Annotated in this window: 16 protein-coding genes; 11 read left to right on the top strand and 5 right to left on the bottom strand. The window is 30.8% G+C overall.

Features of this window, described 5'->3' with window-relative positions:
- The first annotated feature begins 3 nt into the window (after positions 1-3).
- From BUC03_RS07165 to BUC03_RS07155, 3 genes are all read left to right on the top strand, one after another.
- On the top strand, positions 4-855 hold the full coding sequence (locus tag BUC03_RS07165) for an N-acetylglucosamine kinase (RefSeq protein WP_073149750.1): 852 nt from the start codon (positions 4-6) through the stop codon (positions 853-855).
- A 1-nt stretch (position 856) separates the two neighbouring features.
- Positions 857-2,461 (top strand): glucose-6-phosphate isomerase, encoded by a 1,605-nt coding sequence (gene pgi, locus BUC03_RS07160; protein WP_073150081.1) that lies wholly within the window; start codon positions 857-859, stop codon positions 2,459-2,461.
- An 89-nt stretch (positions 2,462-2,550) separates the two neighbouring features.
- A complete protein-coding gene (locus BUC03_RS07155; protein WP_073149748.1) occupies positions 2,551-2,886 on the top strand; it encodes a hypothetical protein in 336 nt (111 codons plus the stop codon).
- Positions 2,887-3,019: 133 nt separating this feature from the next.
- On the opposite strand, the gene BUC03_RS07150 is transcribed toward BUC03_RS07155, so the two are convergent.
- Positions 3,020-3,424 (bottom strand): response regulator, encoded by a 405-nt coding sequence (locus BUC03_RS07150; RefSeq protein ID WP_073149746.1) that lies wholly within the window; start codon positions 3,422-3,424, stop codon positions 3,020-3,022.
- Positions 3,421-6,555: a PAS domain S-box protein gene (locus BUC03_RS07145; protein ID WP_073149745.1), complete on the bottom strand. Its 3,135-nt coding sequence runs from the start codon at positions 6,553-6,555 to the stop codon at positions 3,421-3,423. Before BUC03_RS07145 ends, BUC03_RS07150 begins: the two co-directional genes overlap by 4 nt.
- 227 nt (positions 6,556-6,782) lie before the next feature.
- Here BUC03_RS07145 and BUC03_RS07140 point away from each other — a divergent pair, with 227 nt between their 5' ends.
- From BUC03_RS07140 to BUC03_RS07115, 6 genes are read left to right on the top strand one after another with little or no spacing between them, the layout of a single operon-like run.
- A complete protein-coding gene (locus tag BUC03_RS07140; protein ID WP_073149743.1) occupies positions 6,783-8,321 on the top strand; it encodes a YifB family Mg chelatase-like AAA ATPase in 1,539 nt (512 codons plus the stop codon).
- A gap of 10 nt (positions 8,322-8,331) precedes the next feature.
- Complete coding sequence (locus BUC03_RS07135; RefSeq protein WP_073149741.1) at positions 8,332-9,480, top strand: DUF2891 domain-containing protein; 1,149 nt, start codon at positions 8,332-8,334, stop codon at positions 9,478-9,480.
- Between the two features lie 10 nt (positions 9,481-9,490).
- Positions 9,491-10,228: a 5-oxoprolinase subunit PxpA gene (gene pxpA, locus BUC03_RS07130; protein ID WP_084112850.1), complete on the top strand. Its 738-nt coding sequence runs from the start codon at positions 9,491-9,493 to the stop codon at positions 10,226-10,228.
- On the top strand, positions 10,225-10,959 hold the full coding sequence (locus tag BUC03_RS07125) for a 5-oxoprolinase subunit B family protein (protein ID WP_073149739.1): 735 nt from the start codon (positions 10,225-10,227) through the stop codon (positions 10,957-10,959). The genes pxpA and BUC03_RS07125 overlap by 4 nt, the downstream gene beginning before the upstream one ends.
- A complete protein-coding gene (locus tag BUC03_RS07120) occupies positions 10,949-11,803 on the top strand; it encodes a 5-oxoprolinase subunit C family protein (RefSeq protein ID WP_073149737.1) in 855 nt (284 codons plus the stop codon). Before BUC03_RS07125 ends, BUC03_RS07120 begins: the two co-directional genes overlap by 11 nt.
- An 11-nt stretch (positions 11,804-11,814) precedes the next feature.
- Positions 11,815-12,435 carry a GDSL-type esterase/lipase family protein gene (locus BUC03_RS07115; RefSeq protein WP_234971609.1) on the top strand — a complete coding sequence of 207 codons (621 nt, stop codon included), beginning with the start codon at positions 11,815-11,817 and terminating at the stop codon, positions 12,433-12,435.
- Here the strand turns inward: BUC03_RS07115 and BUC03_RS07110 are convergent.
- From BUC03_RS07110 to panB, 3 genes are all read right to left on the bottom strand, one after another.
- A complete protein-coding gene (locus tag BUC03_RS07110) occupies positions 12,430-13,131 on the bottom strand; it encodes an RluA family pseudouridine synthase (protein WP_073149733.1) in 702 nt (233 codons plus the stop codon). The two genes, BUC03_RS07115 and BUC03_RS07110, sit on opposite strands and share 6 nt — an antisense overlap.
- 23 nt (positions 13,132-13,154) lie before the next feature.
- Positions 13,155-14,261 carry a MauE/DoxX family redox-associated membrane protein gene (locus BUC03_RS07105; protein ID WP_073149731.1) on the bottom strand — a complete coding sequence of 369 codons (1,107 nt, stop codon included), beginning with the start codon at positions 14,259-14,261 and terminating at the stop codon, positions 13,155-13,157.
- Positions 14,262-14,356: 95 nt separating this feature from the next.
- Positions 14,357-15,175, bottom strand: a complete 819-nt coding sequence (panB, locus tag BUC03_RS07100) for a 3-methyl-2-oxobutanoate hydroxymethyltransferase (protein ID WP_073149729.1) — start codon at positions 15,173-15,175, stop codon at positions 14,357-14,359.
- 93 nt (positions 15,176-15,268) lie between these two features.
- Between panB and BUC03_RS07095 the strand changes: the two genes are divergently transcribed.
- Positions 15,269-15,694 carry a hypothetical protein gene (locus BUC03_RS07095; RefSeq protein WP_084112848.1) on the top strand — a complete coding sequence of 142 codons (426 nt, stop codon included), beginning with the start codon at positions 15,269-15,271 and terminating at the stop codon, positions 15,692-15,694.
- Positions 15,695-15,737: 43 nt separating this feature from the next.
- Positions 15,738-16,910 carry a GlmU family protein gene (locus BUC03_RS07090; protein WP_073149725.1) on the top strand — a complete coding sequence of 391 codons (1,173 nt, stop codon included), beginning with the start codon at positions 15,738-15,740 and terminating at the stop codon, positions 16,908-16,910.
- The last annotated feature ends 174 nt before the right edge of the window (positions 16,911-17,084 follow it).

Raw genomic sequence — 17,084 nt, 5'->3', positions numbered from 1 at the left:
GCTATGTTATTAATAGCAGATGGAGGCTCTACAAAGTGTGATTGGATTTTACTTGACAGCAATGGAGAGCAAAAACTAAAAACACGAACAAAAGGTTTAAATCCAGCGGTTTTCAAGACAGATCTTCTTGAAAACCGTATTATGGAAAATGAAGATCTTGCCAAAGTAAAAGATAAAATTACCCACGTAGGTTTTTATGGTGCTGGTTGCGGTACTAAATTACCAAGTGAAAATTTAAAGCAAATATTAAGTAACTATTTTCCTAACGCAGAAGTAAATGTTAGAGAAGATATGGTAGCTGCATCTTACGCAGTTACAAATGAACCTGGTATAGTTTGTATACTTGGTACAGGTTCTAATAGTTGTTTTTTTGATGGTAAACAAACACGTATGGTAGTAGATTCTTTAGGCTACATCTTAATGGATGAAGCTAGCGGAAATTACTTTGGAAAACGATTGATAAGAGATTATTATTATCAACGTATGCCAATAAAACTGGCACAAGAATTTGAAGAACGCTTTAATCTTGATGCAGATGAAATTAAGCGTAACTTATACAAAGAAGATAACCCTAACACTTATTTAGCTCATTTTGCTGAATTTATCTTTACCAGTGATGAAGTAAACGGTTATTTTTATAAACTTATCTCAGAAGGGATGAAAAAGTTTATAGAAAACAGAGTACTTTGTTTTAAAGAATCACAAAATGTACCTATTCACTTTGTAGGTTCTATAGCGCATTTCTCTAAAGAAATTATAGAAGACGCAATGAAACCTTATAGTTTAGAGTTAGGTAATGTGATAAGAAGACCAATAGATGGGTTAATTGAACATTACAGAAAAAACGTTTTATAATATGCCACTTAAAACAATAAATCCTACTGCTACCAAAGCATGGGGAAAGCTAGAAAAACATTATCAGGAGATTAAAGACCAGAAAATGGTCGATTTTTTTGCTGAAGATACTTCAAGAGCAGATAAATTTCAATTGAAATGGAATAACTTTCTAGTAGATTATTCTAAAAATAGAATCAATTCTACTACTAAAGATTTATTGTTAGAATTGGCTAACGAAGTTGAATTGAAAGATGCTATAGAGAAACAATTCAACGGTGATAAAATTAACCAAACAGAAGGTAGAGAAGTTCTTCATACAGCTCTTAGAGGTTCTAACAAGCCTAAAGAAGTAGAAGAAACTCTTCAGAAGATAAAAATTTTTTCTGAAGAAGTTATTTCTGGAGAATGGAAAGGTTATACCGGTAAAACCATTACAGATGTAGTCAACATAGGTATTGGTGGTAGTGATTTAGGTCCGCAAATGGTAGTAGATTCATTAAAATTTTACAGAAATCATTTAGGTGTTCACTTTATATCTAATGTAGATGGTGACCACGTGATGGAAACCATTAAAGATCTAAATCCAGAAACTACTTTATTTTTAATAGTTTCTAAAACTTTTACCACTCAAGAAACCATAACTAATGCTACTACAGCAAGAAAATGGTTTTTAGAGTCAGCTTCACAAGAAGATGTCGCAAAACATTTTGTAGCTGTTTCTACTAACTTAGAAAGTGTAAAAGAATTTGGTATAGCAGATCAAAACATTTTCCCTATGTGGAATTGGGTTGGTGGTCGTTTCTCTTTATGGAGTGCCGTAGGTTTATCTATAGCTTGTGCGGTAGGTTTTGATAATTTTCAAAGCTTATTAAACGGTGCAGGTAAAATGGACGAGCATTTTAAAACAACTGATTTTAAAGATAATATTCCCGTAACGTTAGCGCTATTAAGTATTTGGTACAATAACTTTTTTGATGCCGAAACAGAAGCTATTATTCCTTACTCACAATATTTACAAAAATTAGTACCTTATTTACAACAAGGTATTATGGAAAGCAACGGTAAAAGCGTATCTCGTGACGGAAATAAAATATCTTATCAAACAGGAACAATTGTTTGGGGAGAACCAGGAACTAACTCACAACATGCCTTTTTTCAACTAATTCATCAAGGTACTAAACTTATTCCGTGTGATTTTGTTGGCTTTAAAAAGTCTTTACACGGTAATAGAGAGCACCAAGATAAATTAATGGCTAACTTTTTTGCACAAACAGAAGCTTTACTAAAGGGTAAAACTCCTGCGCAAGTAGAAGAAGAGCTAAAAGATATGGATGCAGAAAAGGCAGCAACCTTAAAACCTTTTAAAGTTTTTGAAGGAAATAAGCCTACTAATACTTTACTAATTGATGAGCTAACTCCAGAAAGTTTAGGTAGCTTAATTGCGCTGTACGAGCACAAATTATTTGTGCAAGGAGTAATCTGGAATATATTTAGTTACGATCAATGGGGTGTAGAGTTAGGTAAACAGTTAGCTAGCGGAATTTTAAAGCAATTAGAGACAAAAGATTTTTCTAAACCTCAAGATGCTTCTACGCAAAGCTTACTTAAAGCTTATCTATCTTAAATAAAAATTTTTTTAATTTAAAAAAAGCCGAGTTGTTTAACTCGGCTTTTTGATTTTTATAACTTAGTATTAATAATAAAATTAATCTCATGAAAAAGTTTGCTTATAGTTTTCCTATTCTTAAAGATAAAGTAGAAAAGTGGTTAAATTTTGCAAAAGAAGTAAATACTACAAGAAAACATGAGTTTACAGCTATGCACGCTCGTATTGGGGTAACTAAAGAAAGTTGGTATTTACAAGAAACAACAAAAGGTTATGATGTGGTAGTTTATACAGAAGCAAAAGATGAAAATTTCATGCTAAACTTTAAAAATGACGATTCAAATTTTTCTAAGTGGTTTAGAAATGAGGTAGCTCAACTTCAAGATATAAATTTAAACACTAGAACAAAAATGCCAAAACTGGTATTAGATTGGGAAGAATAATTACTTTGCATCATTAAATAGCAATTACCTTACTACTAATAGGTAATAGTAAGGTAATTAAATAAGAGAGTTATACTTTGTAAAATTTAATATAACCAAGTATATAAAAAATGATTAAAAAAGTAAGAATTGTTTATTTTACAAATTCAGATAAAATATCTTTTAATTGATCTTGCTCAATAGGTTTTACTAAGTAATTACTATTTAAACTATACTTTTTAGCTTTTTTAAAATCTTCTTCATTATTAGAAGATGTTAATATATAAATTGTGATACTTTGATTTTCGGGGATAGGTATTTTTGTAAATTCATCTAAAAATTGCCATCCATCCCAAATAGGCATATTTAAATCTAAAAATATAATTTCTGGTAATGTTTCACTATTTAAAAACATAGCTTTTAACGTATCATAAGCTTCTTTTCCGTTTTTACAAACTAGTATTTTTTCAACAAAACCAGATAATTCAATGTATTTTTTAGTGATGAATAAGTGCATTGGGTCATCTTCTACAATGCAAGCTAAGTCTATATTTTTCATTTTGGTAATTTTACTTTAAATGTTGTGCCTGTATTAACTTGACTTTTTAGGCTTATTTTTCCTCCCATACTTTCTATTTGATTTTTAGTGATAAACAAACCTACACCTCTAGAGTCGTCATGATGGTGAAAGGTTTTGTACATACCAAAAAGCTTGTCTCCGTGTTTTTTTAAATCTATACCTAGACCATTATCTTCAAAGTATATGGTAATCATATCTTTGTCTGTAGTAGTAAAAATTTTTAAATAACTAGCTTTTTCTTGGTCTCTGTATTTTATAGAATTAGTAATTATATTGAGTACAATACTATCAATATATGCAGGAAGACCTTTTATAGTTAAGTTTTGGTCTACATTGTTTATAATTTTAAAATTTGTTTCTTCTATTTGTATACTTAAACTCTCAATATTTTTTTCAATTATTTCATGAAGTTTTATAGTAGAGGTATTAATTTGAGTTAAATTTATTTTTACAATTTCAGTTAAATCTTCCACTGTTTTTCTTAAATTTTCTGCTCCAGAATTTAAGAGTGTAAACAATTCATTATCTGTAAGTTCTGGTTTTTCTAATTGTATTAAACTAAGCATCGCTAATATGCCTCCACTGTGTGATCTAAGGTTATGAGATACAATGTGTGCAAAATTACGGAGTCTTTCATTTTGCTCATTAGTTATATCTAATAATGAGGTTATTTCTTTTTCTACTTTTTTTAGCTTAGTAATATCTGTTGCTACAATTAAATAGCCAGTAATATCATTGTGAGTAAGTATAGTGTTTACAGATAATAACACAGGGAAATTAGTGCGGTCTTTGTTTAAATAAGTCCATTCTTTTGTGGTAGGTACACCAATTTTAGCTTCATAAATTATACTTTCAAAGCCATTAATTTTTCTATTGTACTCTTTACTTAAAATATTACTTTGTTCTTCTATTTCTGAAGAAAGGTGTATTGTTTCTGGTATTTGTTTACCTATTAATTCTTTTGCTTTATAACCTAATAATTGCTCTGCACCAGAATTAAATAATGTAATATTACCTTTAGTATCTGTAGAAATTATAGAAACTTGTTTGCTAGCATCTAAAATAGATTGTAAACTAGAAATAGCTTCTTTTAGTTTTCTTTCTGCTTCTTTTTCTTTACTAATATCTCTAACAAAAGCCCAAATTAATTTTCTGTTATTACTGTCTTCTGTTAATACCCCTTGAAGAGCTACAGGATATCTGGTACCATCTTTTCTTATATATTCTTTTTCAAAAAGCTCAAATTTGCCATTTTCTTTTAATTGTTTTAAGGCAATTTGTTCTAATGGTTCGTATTCTGGAGGGGTAATGTCCCAGTAAGTAAGATTTAAAAATTCTTCTTTACTGTAACCTGTAGGTTCAAGTAATTTATCGTTAATGTCTATGTATTTTCCTGTTTCAAAATCATTTAATACAATACCTATAGGAGATAATTTGTATAATGCTGCTAATAAATCTTTTTGGTGATTAACGTCTAACAGAAGCTTTTTACTTTTTGAAATATCTATGATTTGTGATATAAAATAGAGTACTTCTCCTGCTTTATTTTTAACGATAGATACAGCTAATAAAATATACACGATATACCCTTGTTTGTGAAAATATCGTTTCTCCATTTGGTAATATTCTCTTTTACCTTCAACAAGTTCTTGCAATAGGTTTAAATCTAAGCTTAAATCATCAGGGTGAGTAATATCTTGAAAAGTAAGATGCATTAATTCATCTTCAGAATAACCTACAATATCACATACTTTAGCATTTACTTTTAACCATTTTCCATCTTTATCTAGTAATGCCATACCAATGGCGGCGTTTTCAAAGTTTCCTCTAAAAGCTTCTTCACTAATACGTATTCTTTCTTCTTTTTCTTTACGTTCTGTTATATCTTGATGGGTACCATACATCATTAAAGGCTTTCCTTCTTCTGTCCATTCAAATACCTTACCTTTATCAGACACCCAAATCCACTTTCCATTTTTATGCATCATTCTGCATTCAATGTTAAAGTATTCGGTTTTTTTAATAAAGCATTCTTCTAACTTTTGTTTTGCTATAATAAGATCTTCAGGATGGCTTAATTTTTCCCAAGTCTTTATATTTATAGGAGCTAGTTCTTCTAGAGAGTAACCTAACATTTCTGCCCAACGATTATTTAAAGTAGCCTCTCCCGTTTGAATATTCCATTGCCAAGTACCAATATTTGTAGCTTCAATTACAGATTTAAAGCGAATTTCATTGTGTTTTATTTTAGTAATGTCTTGAAAACTACCTATAAGTTTATCTTCAATTTTTTTTCCTGTGGCTCTCACCCAAGCTAGATTTCCTTTGCCGGTAATTAATTGGCAAATCAAATCAAATGGTATGTTATTAGTTATACAATTTGTTACAGCATCAGTTATTGGTTGTCTGTAGTCTGGATGATAAAAATTTATAGCATTTTCTTTATTATGCTCATAATTTCTAGAAACCTCATGTATATCATATACAATGTCACTCCAATAGGTTTCTCCTGTATTTATATCTAATTCCCAATTACCTAGTTGATTAGTTTCTTGTGTACCAAGTAGTAATTCATTTTTCTTTTTAAGCTCTTTGTTTAATTTATCTAAATCAAAACTTTTCTTTCTGTTTTCAAAAAGGTTAACTGTTTGCCTAGCTAATTTTTTTAGTTGTTCTAGTTGTTTAGAGCTAAGTGTTTTGGGAGTGTTGTCTATTGTACAAAGTGTGCCTAAAGCAAAACCATTGTCAGTAATTAATGGTACACCTGCATAAAATATCACATTGGGGTCGTCTATAGTTAACGGGTTATCATAAAAACGCTCGTCTTCTCTAGCATCTTCTACTATTAAAGGAGTAGATGGTTGGTTAATAGCATGAGCACAAAAAGCATATTTTTTTGGAGTTTCTCTTGCTTTTAACCCGTGATGAGAAAGAAACCATTGTTTATCTTCTGTAATAAGACTTATCAGAGATATTTTGGTACCACAAATTTGAGCAGCCATTTCCGTAATAAAATCATAATCGTCATGTTCAGGAAGCCCTATTAATTTATAGCTTTCTAATTCTTTTAGTCGATCAGATTCGTTTTTGGGTAATTTAGGCTCCTTCATAAAATTAATAACTGTTCTAAACGCAGTGTAGCGTTGATCAATGTTAGATACTCAAATATAATTTTTTAAAATTAATCTTGTTAAATCTTAAAGGTATAAATATAATTTTTTGTTTTTTGTTTTTTAAATGGAAAGAAAAAGCCTCAATTCTCTCAATTTTCTTAATACTTTTAAAAGAATAAAGGGGATACCAAATAATTTTCTATTTTTAAGAAAATTACTATAAAATGCTCGTAAAAGTTTTTGGTAGTGCAGTTTTTGGAGTAGAAGCTACAACCATTACTGTAGAAGTAAATATAGATAAAGGTATTGGTTATCATTTAGTTGGTTTACCAGATAATGCTATACGAGAAAGTAGTTACCGTATTGCGGCGGCCTTGCAAAATAATGGTTACAAATTACCAGGTAAAAAAATTACCATAAATATGGCACCTGCAGACTTACGCAAAGAAGGTTCTGCATACGATCTTACTTTGGCATTAGGTATTTTAAGTGCTTCTTCTCAAATTAAAGCAAAACATATTAGTGAATACTTAATTATGGGAGAACTTTCTCTTGACGGAAGTTTACAACCCATAAAAGGTGCATTGCCAATTGCAATTAAAGCAAAAGAAGAAGGTTTTAAAGGTTTTATATTACCTAAACAAAACGCTACAGAAGCAGCTATTGTAAATGGTTTAGATGTATATGGAGTAGAAAACATTACAGAAGTAATTAATTTTTTTGATAAAGAAGAAATATTAGAACGAACAGAAATTGATACTAGAAAACAATTTTATGACAATCTAGAACATCCAGAATTTGATTTTGCAGATGTAAAAGGGCAAGAATCTATAAAACGTTGTATGGAAATTGCAGCAGCAGGAGGGCATAATATTATACTTATTGGTCCGCCTGGTTCTGGTAAAACGATGTTAGCTAAACGTTTGCCAAGTATTTTACCACCTATGACGTTACATGAAGCCTTAGAAACTACAAAAATACATAGTGTAGTTGGTAAAACATCTAATTTAGGAGGTTTAATGGCAGAAAGACCATTTAGAAGTCCGCATCATACTATTTCAGATGTAGCTTTAGTGGGTGGAGGTACTTATCCGCAGCCTGGAGAAATATCCATGTCTCATAATGGTGTTTTATTTTTAGATGAGTTGCCAGAATTTAAACGTTCTGTTTTAGAAGTAATGCGTCAACCTTTAGAAGATAGAGAAGTTACTATATCTAGGGCAAAATTTACGGTTACATACCCTTCTAGTTTTATGCTGGTAGCAAGTATGAATCCTAGTCCGGGTGGCTATTTTAACGATCCAGATGCTCCAGTAACTTCATCTCCTGCAGAAATGCAACGTTATTTAAGTAAAATTAGCGGTCCGTTGTTAGACCGTATAGATATTCATATAGAAGTTACTCCCGTTCCATTTGATAAGCTTAGTGAAGAAAGAAGAGGAGAAAGTAGCGTGTCTATAAGAAAACGAGTAACCCAAGCGAGACAATTGCAAACAGATAGATTTCAGAATTTAAAGAACGTGCACTACAATGCGCAAATGGGAGTAAAACAAATAAGAGAGTTTTGCAAGTTAGATGAGGCTTCTAAGCAATTACTCAAAACAGCTATGGAGAGGTTAAACCTATCAGCAAGGGCGTATGATCGTATTTTAAAAGTATCTAGAACAATTGCAGATTTAGAAAATTCAGAACAAATAACAGGTAAACACATTAGTGAAGCCATTCAATACAGAAGCTTAGACCGTGATGGTTGGCTAGGTTAAGAAAAAAAACATGAAAAAAATAGTAGTAGTAGCGTTAGGGATAGTTCTTTTTAGTTGTAAAAATAAAGAAGATAATAAAGTAAACTCTGTTAATGAGTTAAAAGATACAGATACAAATATTGTAGAAGAAATTTCTGAAGATTTAATTCCTTTAAAAGAGGTAAAAATGTCTTTAGAGCAAGCAAATAAATTAGTAAAATTGCCCTTAGAGTGCATAAACACTAGTTACCCATACAAACCAGGTATCACTTTACATTCAGAAAAAGATTTACAGTTGCCAGATAGCATACATCCTGCTTTTTCGGGATGTTTTGATTGGCACTCTGCCGTACATGCACATTGGTCTTTAGTAAGTTTATTAAAAACATATCCAGATTTAGAAGCTTCTAAAGAGATTAAAGAGCAGTTAATGGCTCATTTATCTGAAGAAAACATACAAAAAGAACTAGCTTTTTTTAAAATGAAGCAAAACTCTTCTTTTGAAAGAACCTACGGATGGGCTTGGTTATTAAAATTATCTGAAGAGTTACATACTTGGAATGATAGTATAGCACAACCTTTAGAAAAAAATCTTCAGCCATTAACAGATCAAATAGTGCAGAATTATATGGATTTTCTACCAAAACTAAATTATGCAGTTAGGGTAGGGGAGCACCAAAATACCGCTTTTGGGATGACGTTTGCCTATGATTATGCAAAGACTACAGAAAATCAAAAATTATTAGATTTAATAACCTCTAGAGCAAAATCATTTTATTTAGGTGATGATAATTGTCCAATTTCTTGGGAACCTAGCGGATTTGATTTTCTTTCTCCTTGTTTGGCAGAAGTAGATTTAATGCAACGAGTACTTGCAGAGCAAACCTTTAAATTGTGGATTAAAGATTTTATGCCACAATTATTACAAAAAGATTTTGAGTTAACTGTAGGCGAAGTTTCAGATAGAACAGATGGTAAACTAGTGCATTTAGATGGCTTAAATTATAGTAGAGCGTGGGCATTTTATAATTTAGCTAATAAATATAAAGAGTTTAAACATTTGCAATTATTAGCAGATGAGCATATGTCTTATTCGTACCCTAACTTATTTGAAGATTCTTACGAAGGCGGCCACTGGCTAGGCACATTTGCTATTTACGCACTCAAACAGCGTAAATAAGACAAGCATTATGATACAAATAGATATTAATTGCGACTTAGCTGAAGGCGGAAAATTTGACGCACAGTTAATGCCGCTTATCTCGTCTTGCAATATAGCCTGTGGTGGTCACTTTGGCAATCAAACAACTATTAATACTGCAGTGAAATTGGCCGCAAAATATGGGGTAAATATTGGTGCGCATCCTTCATATCCAGACCCAAATAATTTTGGTAGAAAATCTATAGATATGTCTTTAGATGATCTAAAAACTACCCTTAAAAATCAAATTTTAAAAGTAAAAATAGCTGCTGAAAATCTAGGTAAAAAACTGCATCATGTTAAACCTCATGGAGCTTTATATAATGACCTGGTAAGAGATGAAAAGAAGGCACATGTTTTAGTAGATTTAGTAGAAGAAATTGATGTTGAATTAGTGTTGTTTGTACCACCAAAATCAGTTATAAAACAGATAGCCCAATCCCGATTAAAAATTTGGGTAGAAGGGTTTGCAGATAGAAATTATGAGGCAGATTTTAGTCTTGTTTCTAGATCTAAAAACAATGCAGTTCTACACCAAAAAGAAGCTGTTTTTCAGCACGTTTTTTCAATGATTTTTAAAGGAAAGATTCAACTTAAAAAAGATACTTTTTTACACGCTAATTTTAATACTATTTGTGTGCATAGTGATACAGAAAATTCAGTAGAAATATTATCATACTTGAAAGAGAAATTAACTGCAAATAATATTAATATAGGAGGGAGATGAAGTACGGTAAACCAAACATTCAACCTTTAGGAGAGCAGGCAATTTTACTTACTTGGGATGAAATTATTGATGAAAATTTATTATATTTCTTGCTAGAAATAAAACAAAAAATTCTAAATCATTATAGTAAAGTAAAGGTTGAAGTGGTTAATACATATAATTCATTATTAATTAATTATGGTTTTACTATAAATAATATTTATGATGAAATTTCACCCTTAAAAAAGATAGTTGATGATAAAATTGAGTTTACATCAAATTCATTTTGTCAATTTACACTTCCTGTATGTTATGATGATAAATTTGGAATAGACTTAGCTCTACTGAGTGAACAAAATAAATTAAGTATTTCAGAAATTATACAACTACACACCCAACCAAATTACACTATTTATTTTACAGGTTTTTTACCTGGATTTTTATACCTGGGAGGGCTAGAAAAAAAGCTTCATATTTCACGTAAAAAATCACCTCGTTTAAATGTAGAAAAAGGAGCAGTTGCTATAGGTGAAAAACAAACAGGAATTTATCCTCAAAAATCTGCTGGCGGATGGCAAATAATTGGTAAATGTCCTGTTCCAATTTTTGATGTGAATAGTAAAAAACCTTCCCCATTTCAATCTGGAGATAAATTGAGATTTGAGTCTATTTCTTTAGAAGAATATCAACTGGTAAAAGAAGAAGTAAATGCAGGAAAATTTCAGCTAAAAAAAGAACTTTATGAGCGTTAAAATAATTCATCCCGGATTACTTACGAGCATTCAAGATTTTGGTAGAAATGGTTATGCAAAATACGGAATACCAAAAAGTGGCGTGATGGATAGTTATGCTGCCAAAATTGCAAATTTATTAGTTGGCAATAAGCAAGAAGATGCAGTGATGGAAATTACCATGCTAGGCCCGATATTAGAATTTGATAAGGATGCTTTATTGTTTTTGGTGGCATTAAAAGCAAATGTATTTTTAAATGACAAAAATATAGAGCTTTTAAAGCCTTTTAAGGTAAAGAGTGGAGATAGACTTCAAATAAAACAAATAACCTCTGGTGTGCGCTTGTATTTAGCTATTTCTGGTGGATTTCAATCTGAATTAAAATTATCTAGTAGAAGTATGTATGCTTCTGTAACTAATTCTTCAATAATTAAAAAAGGAGATGTAATTAAAACCGAAACATACACAGGGATAAAAAAGTTAACCAATGCACAATTGAAATATGATATGGAGTTTTATGTTACTAAAACTTTAGAAGTTTACCCTGGTCCTGAGTTTGAAGAATTATCAATAGATTTAAAAACGAAACTTTTAGAAAATACCTTTCATGTTTCTAAAAATAATAGCAGAATGGCGTATCAGTTAGAAGAAACTTTAGAAAATAATTTAAAACCAATTTTAACTCAGCCAGTTTTGCCGGGTACAGTTCAATTTACACCGGCCGGTAACATTATTATTTTAATGAGGGATGCTCAAACCACAGGGGGATACCCAAGAATTTTTCAGTTAACAAAAGAAAGTATCAATTTACTTTCACAAAAAAGACAAGGAGATAAAATTGAATTTACATTAAAAGATTACTAATAAACATTGTTTTGAAAAATACAGATTGGGCTTATTTGGAGCGTTACCGTAAAATAAATGAAGCATTGCTTAACCAAAATGTACCAAATAATTTTGTGGTTGGTATGGGAGATTCTATTACAGAGTTTTGGCAAGAAGTACGTGCAGATTTTTTTGAAAATAATAATTTAATATGCCGAGGTATTAAAGGGCAAACTAGCTCACAAATGTTATTACGTTTTAGGCAAGATGTTGTTGAGCTTAGACCTAAAGCTGTGGTGATTTTAGCAGGCATTAATGATATTGCAGAGAATACAGGGCCAATTACGGTTAAAAATATATACGGTAATATTATTTCTATGGTGCAATTAGCACAAGCCAATCATATCTCTGTAATTTTGTGTTCTGTCTTGCCAGCTGCCACTATTCCTTGGAATGCTAAAATTAATCCGATAGAAAAAATAATTCATTTAAATAATTTATTATCTAATTACGCTAGAGAGAATCGGTTACCTTATGTAGATTATTATAAGGTAATGGTTACAGAAACATTTTCTTTACCATCAGCTTATACAGAAGATGGAGTACATTTAACGATAGCGGGTTATAAAAAGATGGAAAATTTATTAAAACCAGTGCTTACTAGTTTATAATTTGCAAGCCTTCCATAAAGGCTCATTAGGTAGAGGGGCGGTAAATGTGATTTTTTCTTTTAAAACAGGATGGGTAAGAACTAAATTTCTTGCGTGTAAATGTATACTTCCATCTTTATTGCTTCTATCAAAACCATATTTTAAATCGCCTTTAATTGGGCAGCCAATGGCAGATAATTGACTTCTAATTTGGTGGTGTCTGCCTGTTTCTAAATCTATTTCTAACAAATAATAATTATCTAATTTTTTAAGAATACGATAATGTAAAATGGCTTTTTTACTATCTGGCACTTCATTTTTGTGTGCGTAAGATTTATTTTGCTTCGGGTTGCGTTTTAAGTAATGCACTAAAGTATCTTTCTTTTTTGGTGGTTCATTTTTAACCAATGCCCAATATGTTTTTGCAGTTTTCTTTTCTGCAAACATTTTATTTAAACGAGGTAATGCTTTTGATGTTTTAGAGAAAAGAACAATACCTGTAGTAGGTCTATCTAATCTATGTACAACCCCTAAATACACATTACCAGGCTTGTTATATTTTTCTTTTAAAAAGTCTTTAACAACATCACTAAGTGGTTGGTCACCCGTTTTATCACCTTGCACTATATCTCCAGCCCTTTTATTAATTACAATTAGGTGGTTGTCTTCAAATATAACTTGTAAATTATCTTTATGAGAATGTTGTTTACTGTTCAAGAGAATAAATTAATTAAGTTGTTTTAAAATGATTGGCAATTAGATGATATAGCTGTAGAAAGAACTAAATTTCTATCTAAACTAACAAATGTTGCATCTACATTATTTTTACAAAAGTATGTAATTATATATTGATGTATTCTTGTTTCTGCAGGTACCGGAACATTTAAATCTTGAAAAGACCATTTATCTAAGTTAATGGTGTTTTTGTTTGAAAAGTTTATTAAAGAGGCGCAAGAATTTTTGAAACTCTCACTTTGCTGAAAATAATCTTCTTCAGAAACCGTAATGTAAAGCGTATTTCCTTTTCCTGAATATAAATTGAAAGAAAAATAGTACGGCCACAAACCAAATGTGTTTAAAATAGGCAGTATAACAATAGCTATTGCAATAAGGTTTAATTTACTTTTTAAATGAATTTGTTGTAAGGTGTCTTCGTGTTTTATAAAACAGAAATATCCCCATAATATCATAGCTATATTCCACGGAATTATAATGAAATTTGAATTTCCGTTCCAAGGGTTTACCCAACACACAATAATTAAGTGAGTTATTAAAGCTAAGGTAAAAGCTAATTTTCTTGTTTTTTTTAAAAGTAAACCAACAGCAATTACAATTTCTATAATTGGAATAGCATATGCAAAATACCTGTATCCTGGAAAATCAAAACCAAAATTACGAGTGAAAGAGGGGAAAATATTATCTACAAAATAAATATTGAACTTATGAAAACCGCTCCAAAAATAAATTCCGATAAGAATAAGTGCATAAAATTGAATGAAGGTAGAAGACTTTTTATTTTTAAATAAAAATGGAATTAAAAATATACTATGAATATAAACCCAAGGTTGCCAGCGCATTTGGTCTTGTACCAATAAAAAGCCCAAAATAGAAAGGAATAAAGCAGTAATTATGGGTTTTGGTTGTAAAGTTTGCCAAATAAGTAAACAAACAAATATGCCAAAAATAAAGTAACTAACAGAGGTGTTAATTGCAGGGAAACCATTTAGTAAAGGAACCAAAGGAAACTCTCTATTAGTAACCCATAAATGAAAAGAAAGTAATATTGCAACTAAAAACGCGCTATTATTAATAGCTAAAAAGTAACGTATTTTAGAATCTATCTTCAATATAATATTTTGAGAGGTAATTAAAGATTTGTTATTATAAGAAAACTATCCCGTTAGTAATATAACGGGATAGAGATTAAAATTTATAAATATTATTAGTACTGTTCATTTTCATTAGGAAAATCACCAGATTTCACATCTTTATGGTAAGCTTCAAAAGCATTTGTCATTTCTGTATGCAAATCTAAATACCTACGTAAAAAACGAGGATTAAATTCTTTAGTCATTCCTAACATATCATGTATAACAAGTACTTGTCCGTCTACACCATTACCAGCACCAATACCAATTACAGGTATAGAAATGCTTTCTGCTACTTCTTTAGCTAGTTGTGCAGGTACTTTTTCTAACACAATAGCAAAACAACCAAGTTTTTCTAATAATTTAGCGTCTTCTTTTAATTTAAGAGCCTCTTGTTCTTCTTTTGCACGTACAGTATACGTTCCAAATTTATAAATAGATTGTGGCGTTAAACCTAAATGCCCCATTACAGGGATACCTGCATTTAAAATCTTTTTAATAGAATCTTTAATTTCTTTACCACCTTCTAGTTTTAAAGCATGACCGCCGCTTTCTTTCATTATTCTTATAGCAGAACGTAAGGCTTCTTTAGGGTCACTTTGGTAGGTCCCAAAAGGTAAATCTACTACTACTAAAGCTCTGGTAATAGCTCTTACCACAGAAGTAGCGTGGTAAATCATGTGGTCAAGCGTCATTGGTAATGTAGTCTCGTGTCCTGCCATAGTATTTGCGGCAGAGTCTCCCACTAAAATTACATCTATACCAGCACCATCTACAATACTTGCCATAGTATAATCATAAGCAGTAAGCATAGAAATTTTTTCTCCACGAGATTTCATTTCTACTAAAGATTTTACGGTAACTCTTTTATATTGTTTTTTTGCTACTGACATTTTCTTGTTTTTTGTTAGAGTAAAAGTACTAAATTAGTATACCAACCTCAAAAGATTATTTAGATGAGATTATTTTTTATTTTATTCATTTTTATGTCCACTTTTTTAGGCTTTTCACAAAGCTCATTAACATCACCAGAAAAAATAATTGAAGACTTTTTTGTGGCTTTTCATCAGCAAGACACCACTATGTTAAGAAGTTTGGCTTATAAAGATATACAGATAAAATACATAGGTAAAACAAAAGAAGGGGTAACAAAACTAAATGCGGGAGTTTTTAAAGAATTTCTTTCAGATTTAAAAAATATACCTGAAGATGTTAAGTTTGAAGAAAGATTAGGTTTTTATTCTGTAGAACAAGATAATTGTTTAGCTTCGGTATGGATGCCTTATGAGTTTTATTTAAATAAAGAATTAAGCCATTGTGGGGTAAATAACTTTCAACTTATTTCTACCAAAAAAGGATGGAAAATATTTTCTATTGTAGATACTAGAAAAAAAGAAGCTTGTAAACACTAATCTTACTTATTACTTTTTAAATTAGCTACCAAAATTAAATCTAATGAATTATATACTCTTTGACGGAGACGCTAGAAATAAGCTTTTACCATTTACATTTACTCGACCAGTTGCAGATATTAGAGTAGGTATTTTAACCATTCGTGAAAAATGGGAACTTTTGCTAGAAAGTACAACTACCACTATTACAGAAGAATATTTATCTGAAAAATGGCCAATGGTAGAATTAGAAAATAATGTAATGATTAACGGAGCTTATTTTCCTTCAGAAAGTTTACTTCAGCAAATAAAAAATTTAAAGACTAACCAAGTTATTGTTCATCAAGATACTTATGTTGCTTTTTTTACTGCGGAAGGAGAAGAAGTAGATTTAGAAAATTTTGATACCATAGAAGTTGCTGAAGAGCCATTATTTATAGAAAACACTTGGGATATTTTCTCTAAAAACGGAGAAGCAATTGAGCAAGACTTTTATTGGTTAACAAAAGATAGAGAATCAGAGCCTATTCCAGATTCTGTTTTCTGTGTAAATAAAGATAGAATTTTTGTAGAAGAAGGAGCAAAATTGACCATAGCTTCATTAAACGCAACTAACGGTCCTATTTATATTGGTAAAGATGCAGAGGTGATGGAAGGTTCTATAGTTAGAGGGCCATTTGCACTTTGTGAAAACGCAACTTTAAAGATGGGAGCTAAGATTTATGGGCCAACCACAGTAGGGCCGCATAGTAAAGTAGGAGGAGAAGTAAATAATTCTGTGATTTTCGGTTATTCTAATAAAGGCCACGATGGTTTCTTAGGAAACTCTGTATTAGGTGAATGGTGTAATTTGGGAGCAGATACCAATAATTCAAACCTAAAAAATAATTATGCAGAGGTAAGATTGTGGAGTTATGAGACAGAAGGCTTTGCAAGAACAGGATTACAATTTTGCGGTTTAATGATGGGAGATCATTCTAAATGCGGAATAAATACAATGTTTAATACAGGAACGGTAGTAGGGGTAAGCGCAAATATTTTTGGTGCAGGTTTCCCTAGAAATTTTGTACCAAGTTTTAGTTGGGGAGGCAGTAGCGGAGTTACTACTTATAAAACCAATAAAGCTTTTGAAGTGGCAGAAAAAGTCATGGAACGCAGAGATATAGAACTTACAGAAGAAGACAAAGGCATCTTGGAGTATGTTTTTGAAGAAACTTCAAAATTTAGAAGAAGCTAAAAGTCATTATTTAATCTTCAATCCATAATTTAAAAGCAGTCCGCTGAGGTTATCTTTAGCAAAATGGGCTGCTTTTTTTATGAAAATTATTAATGCTTAGTTCAAAAATAATGTGTGTATGTAATAAACTAATAAAATGTTAATTTTTTTATATATTTATGCTACTTAACTTAT

Origin of the sequence: Mesonia phycicola, assembly GCF_900141885.1 — a bacterium.
GTDB classification, from domain to species: Bacteria; Bacteroidota; Bacteroidia; order Flavobacteriales; family Flavobacteriaceae; genus Mesonia; species Mesonia phycicola.
This window is presented reverse-complemented; position numbering and strand designations above follow the sequence as displayed.

Bases quoted from the DNA above. Each gene is read 5' to 3' on its own strand.
- BUC03_RS07135 (WP_073149741.1), top strand. From the start codon at position 8,332: ATGAAAAAAATAGTAGTAGTAGCGTTAGGGATAGTTCTTTTTAGTTGT.
- BUC03_RS07145 (WP_073149745.1), bottom strand. From the start codon at position 6,555: ATGAAGGAGCCTAAATTACCCAAAAACGAATCTGATCGACTAAAAGAA.
- BUC03_RS07165 (WP_073149750.1), top strand. From the start codon at position 4: ATGTTATTAATAGCAGATGGAGGCTCTACAAAGTGTGATTGGATTTTA.
- BUC03_RS07140 (WP_073149743.1), top strand. From the start codon at position 6,783: ATGCTCGTAAAAGTTTTTGGTAGTGCAGTTTTTGGAGTAGAAGCTACA.
- BUC03_RS07120 (WP_073149737.1), top strand. From the start codon at position 10,949: ATGAGCGTTAAAATAATTCATCCCGGATTACTTACGAGCATTCAAGAT.
- BUC03_RS07155 (WP_073149748.1), top strand. From the start codon at position 2,551: ATGAAAAAGTTTGCTTATAGTTTTCCTATTCTTAAAGATAAAGTAGAA.
- BUC03_RS07090 (WP_073149725.1), top strand. From the start codon at position 15,738: ATGAATTATATACTCTTTGACGGAGACGCTAGAAATAAGCTTTTACCA.
- pgi (WP_073150081.1), top strand. From the start codon at position 857: ATGCCACTTAAAACAATAAATCCTACTGCTACCAAAGCATGGGGAAAG.
- BUC03_RS07150 (WP_073149746.1), bottom strand. From the start codon at position 3,424: ATGAAAAATATAGACTTAGCTTGCATTGTAGAAGATGACCCAATGCAC.
- panB (WP_073149729.1), bottom strand. From the start codon at position 15,175: ATGTCAGTAGCAAAAAAACAATATAAAAGAGTTACCGTAAAATCTTTA.
- BUC03_RS07095 (WP_084112848.1), top strand. From the start codon at position 15,269: ATGTCCACTTTTTTAGGCTTTTCACAAAGCTCATTAACATCACCAGAA.
- pxpA (WP_084112850.1), top strand. From the start codon at position 9,491: ATGATACAAATAGATATTAATTGCGACTTAGCTGAAGGCGGAAAATTT.
- BUC03_RS07125 (WP_073149739.1), top strand. From the start codon at position 10,225: ATGAAGTACGGTAAACCAAACATTCAACCTTTAGGAGAGCAGGCAATT.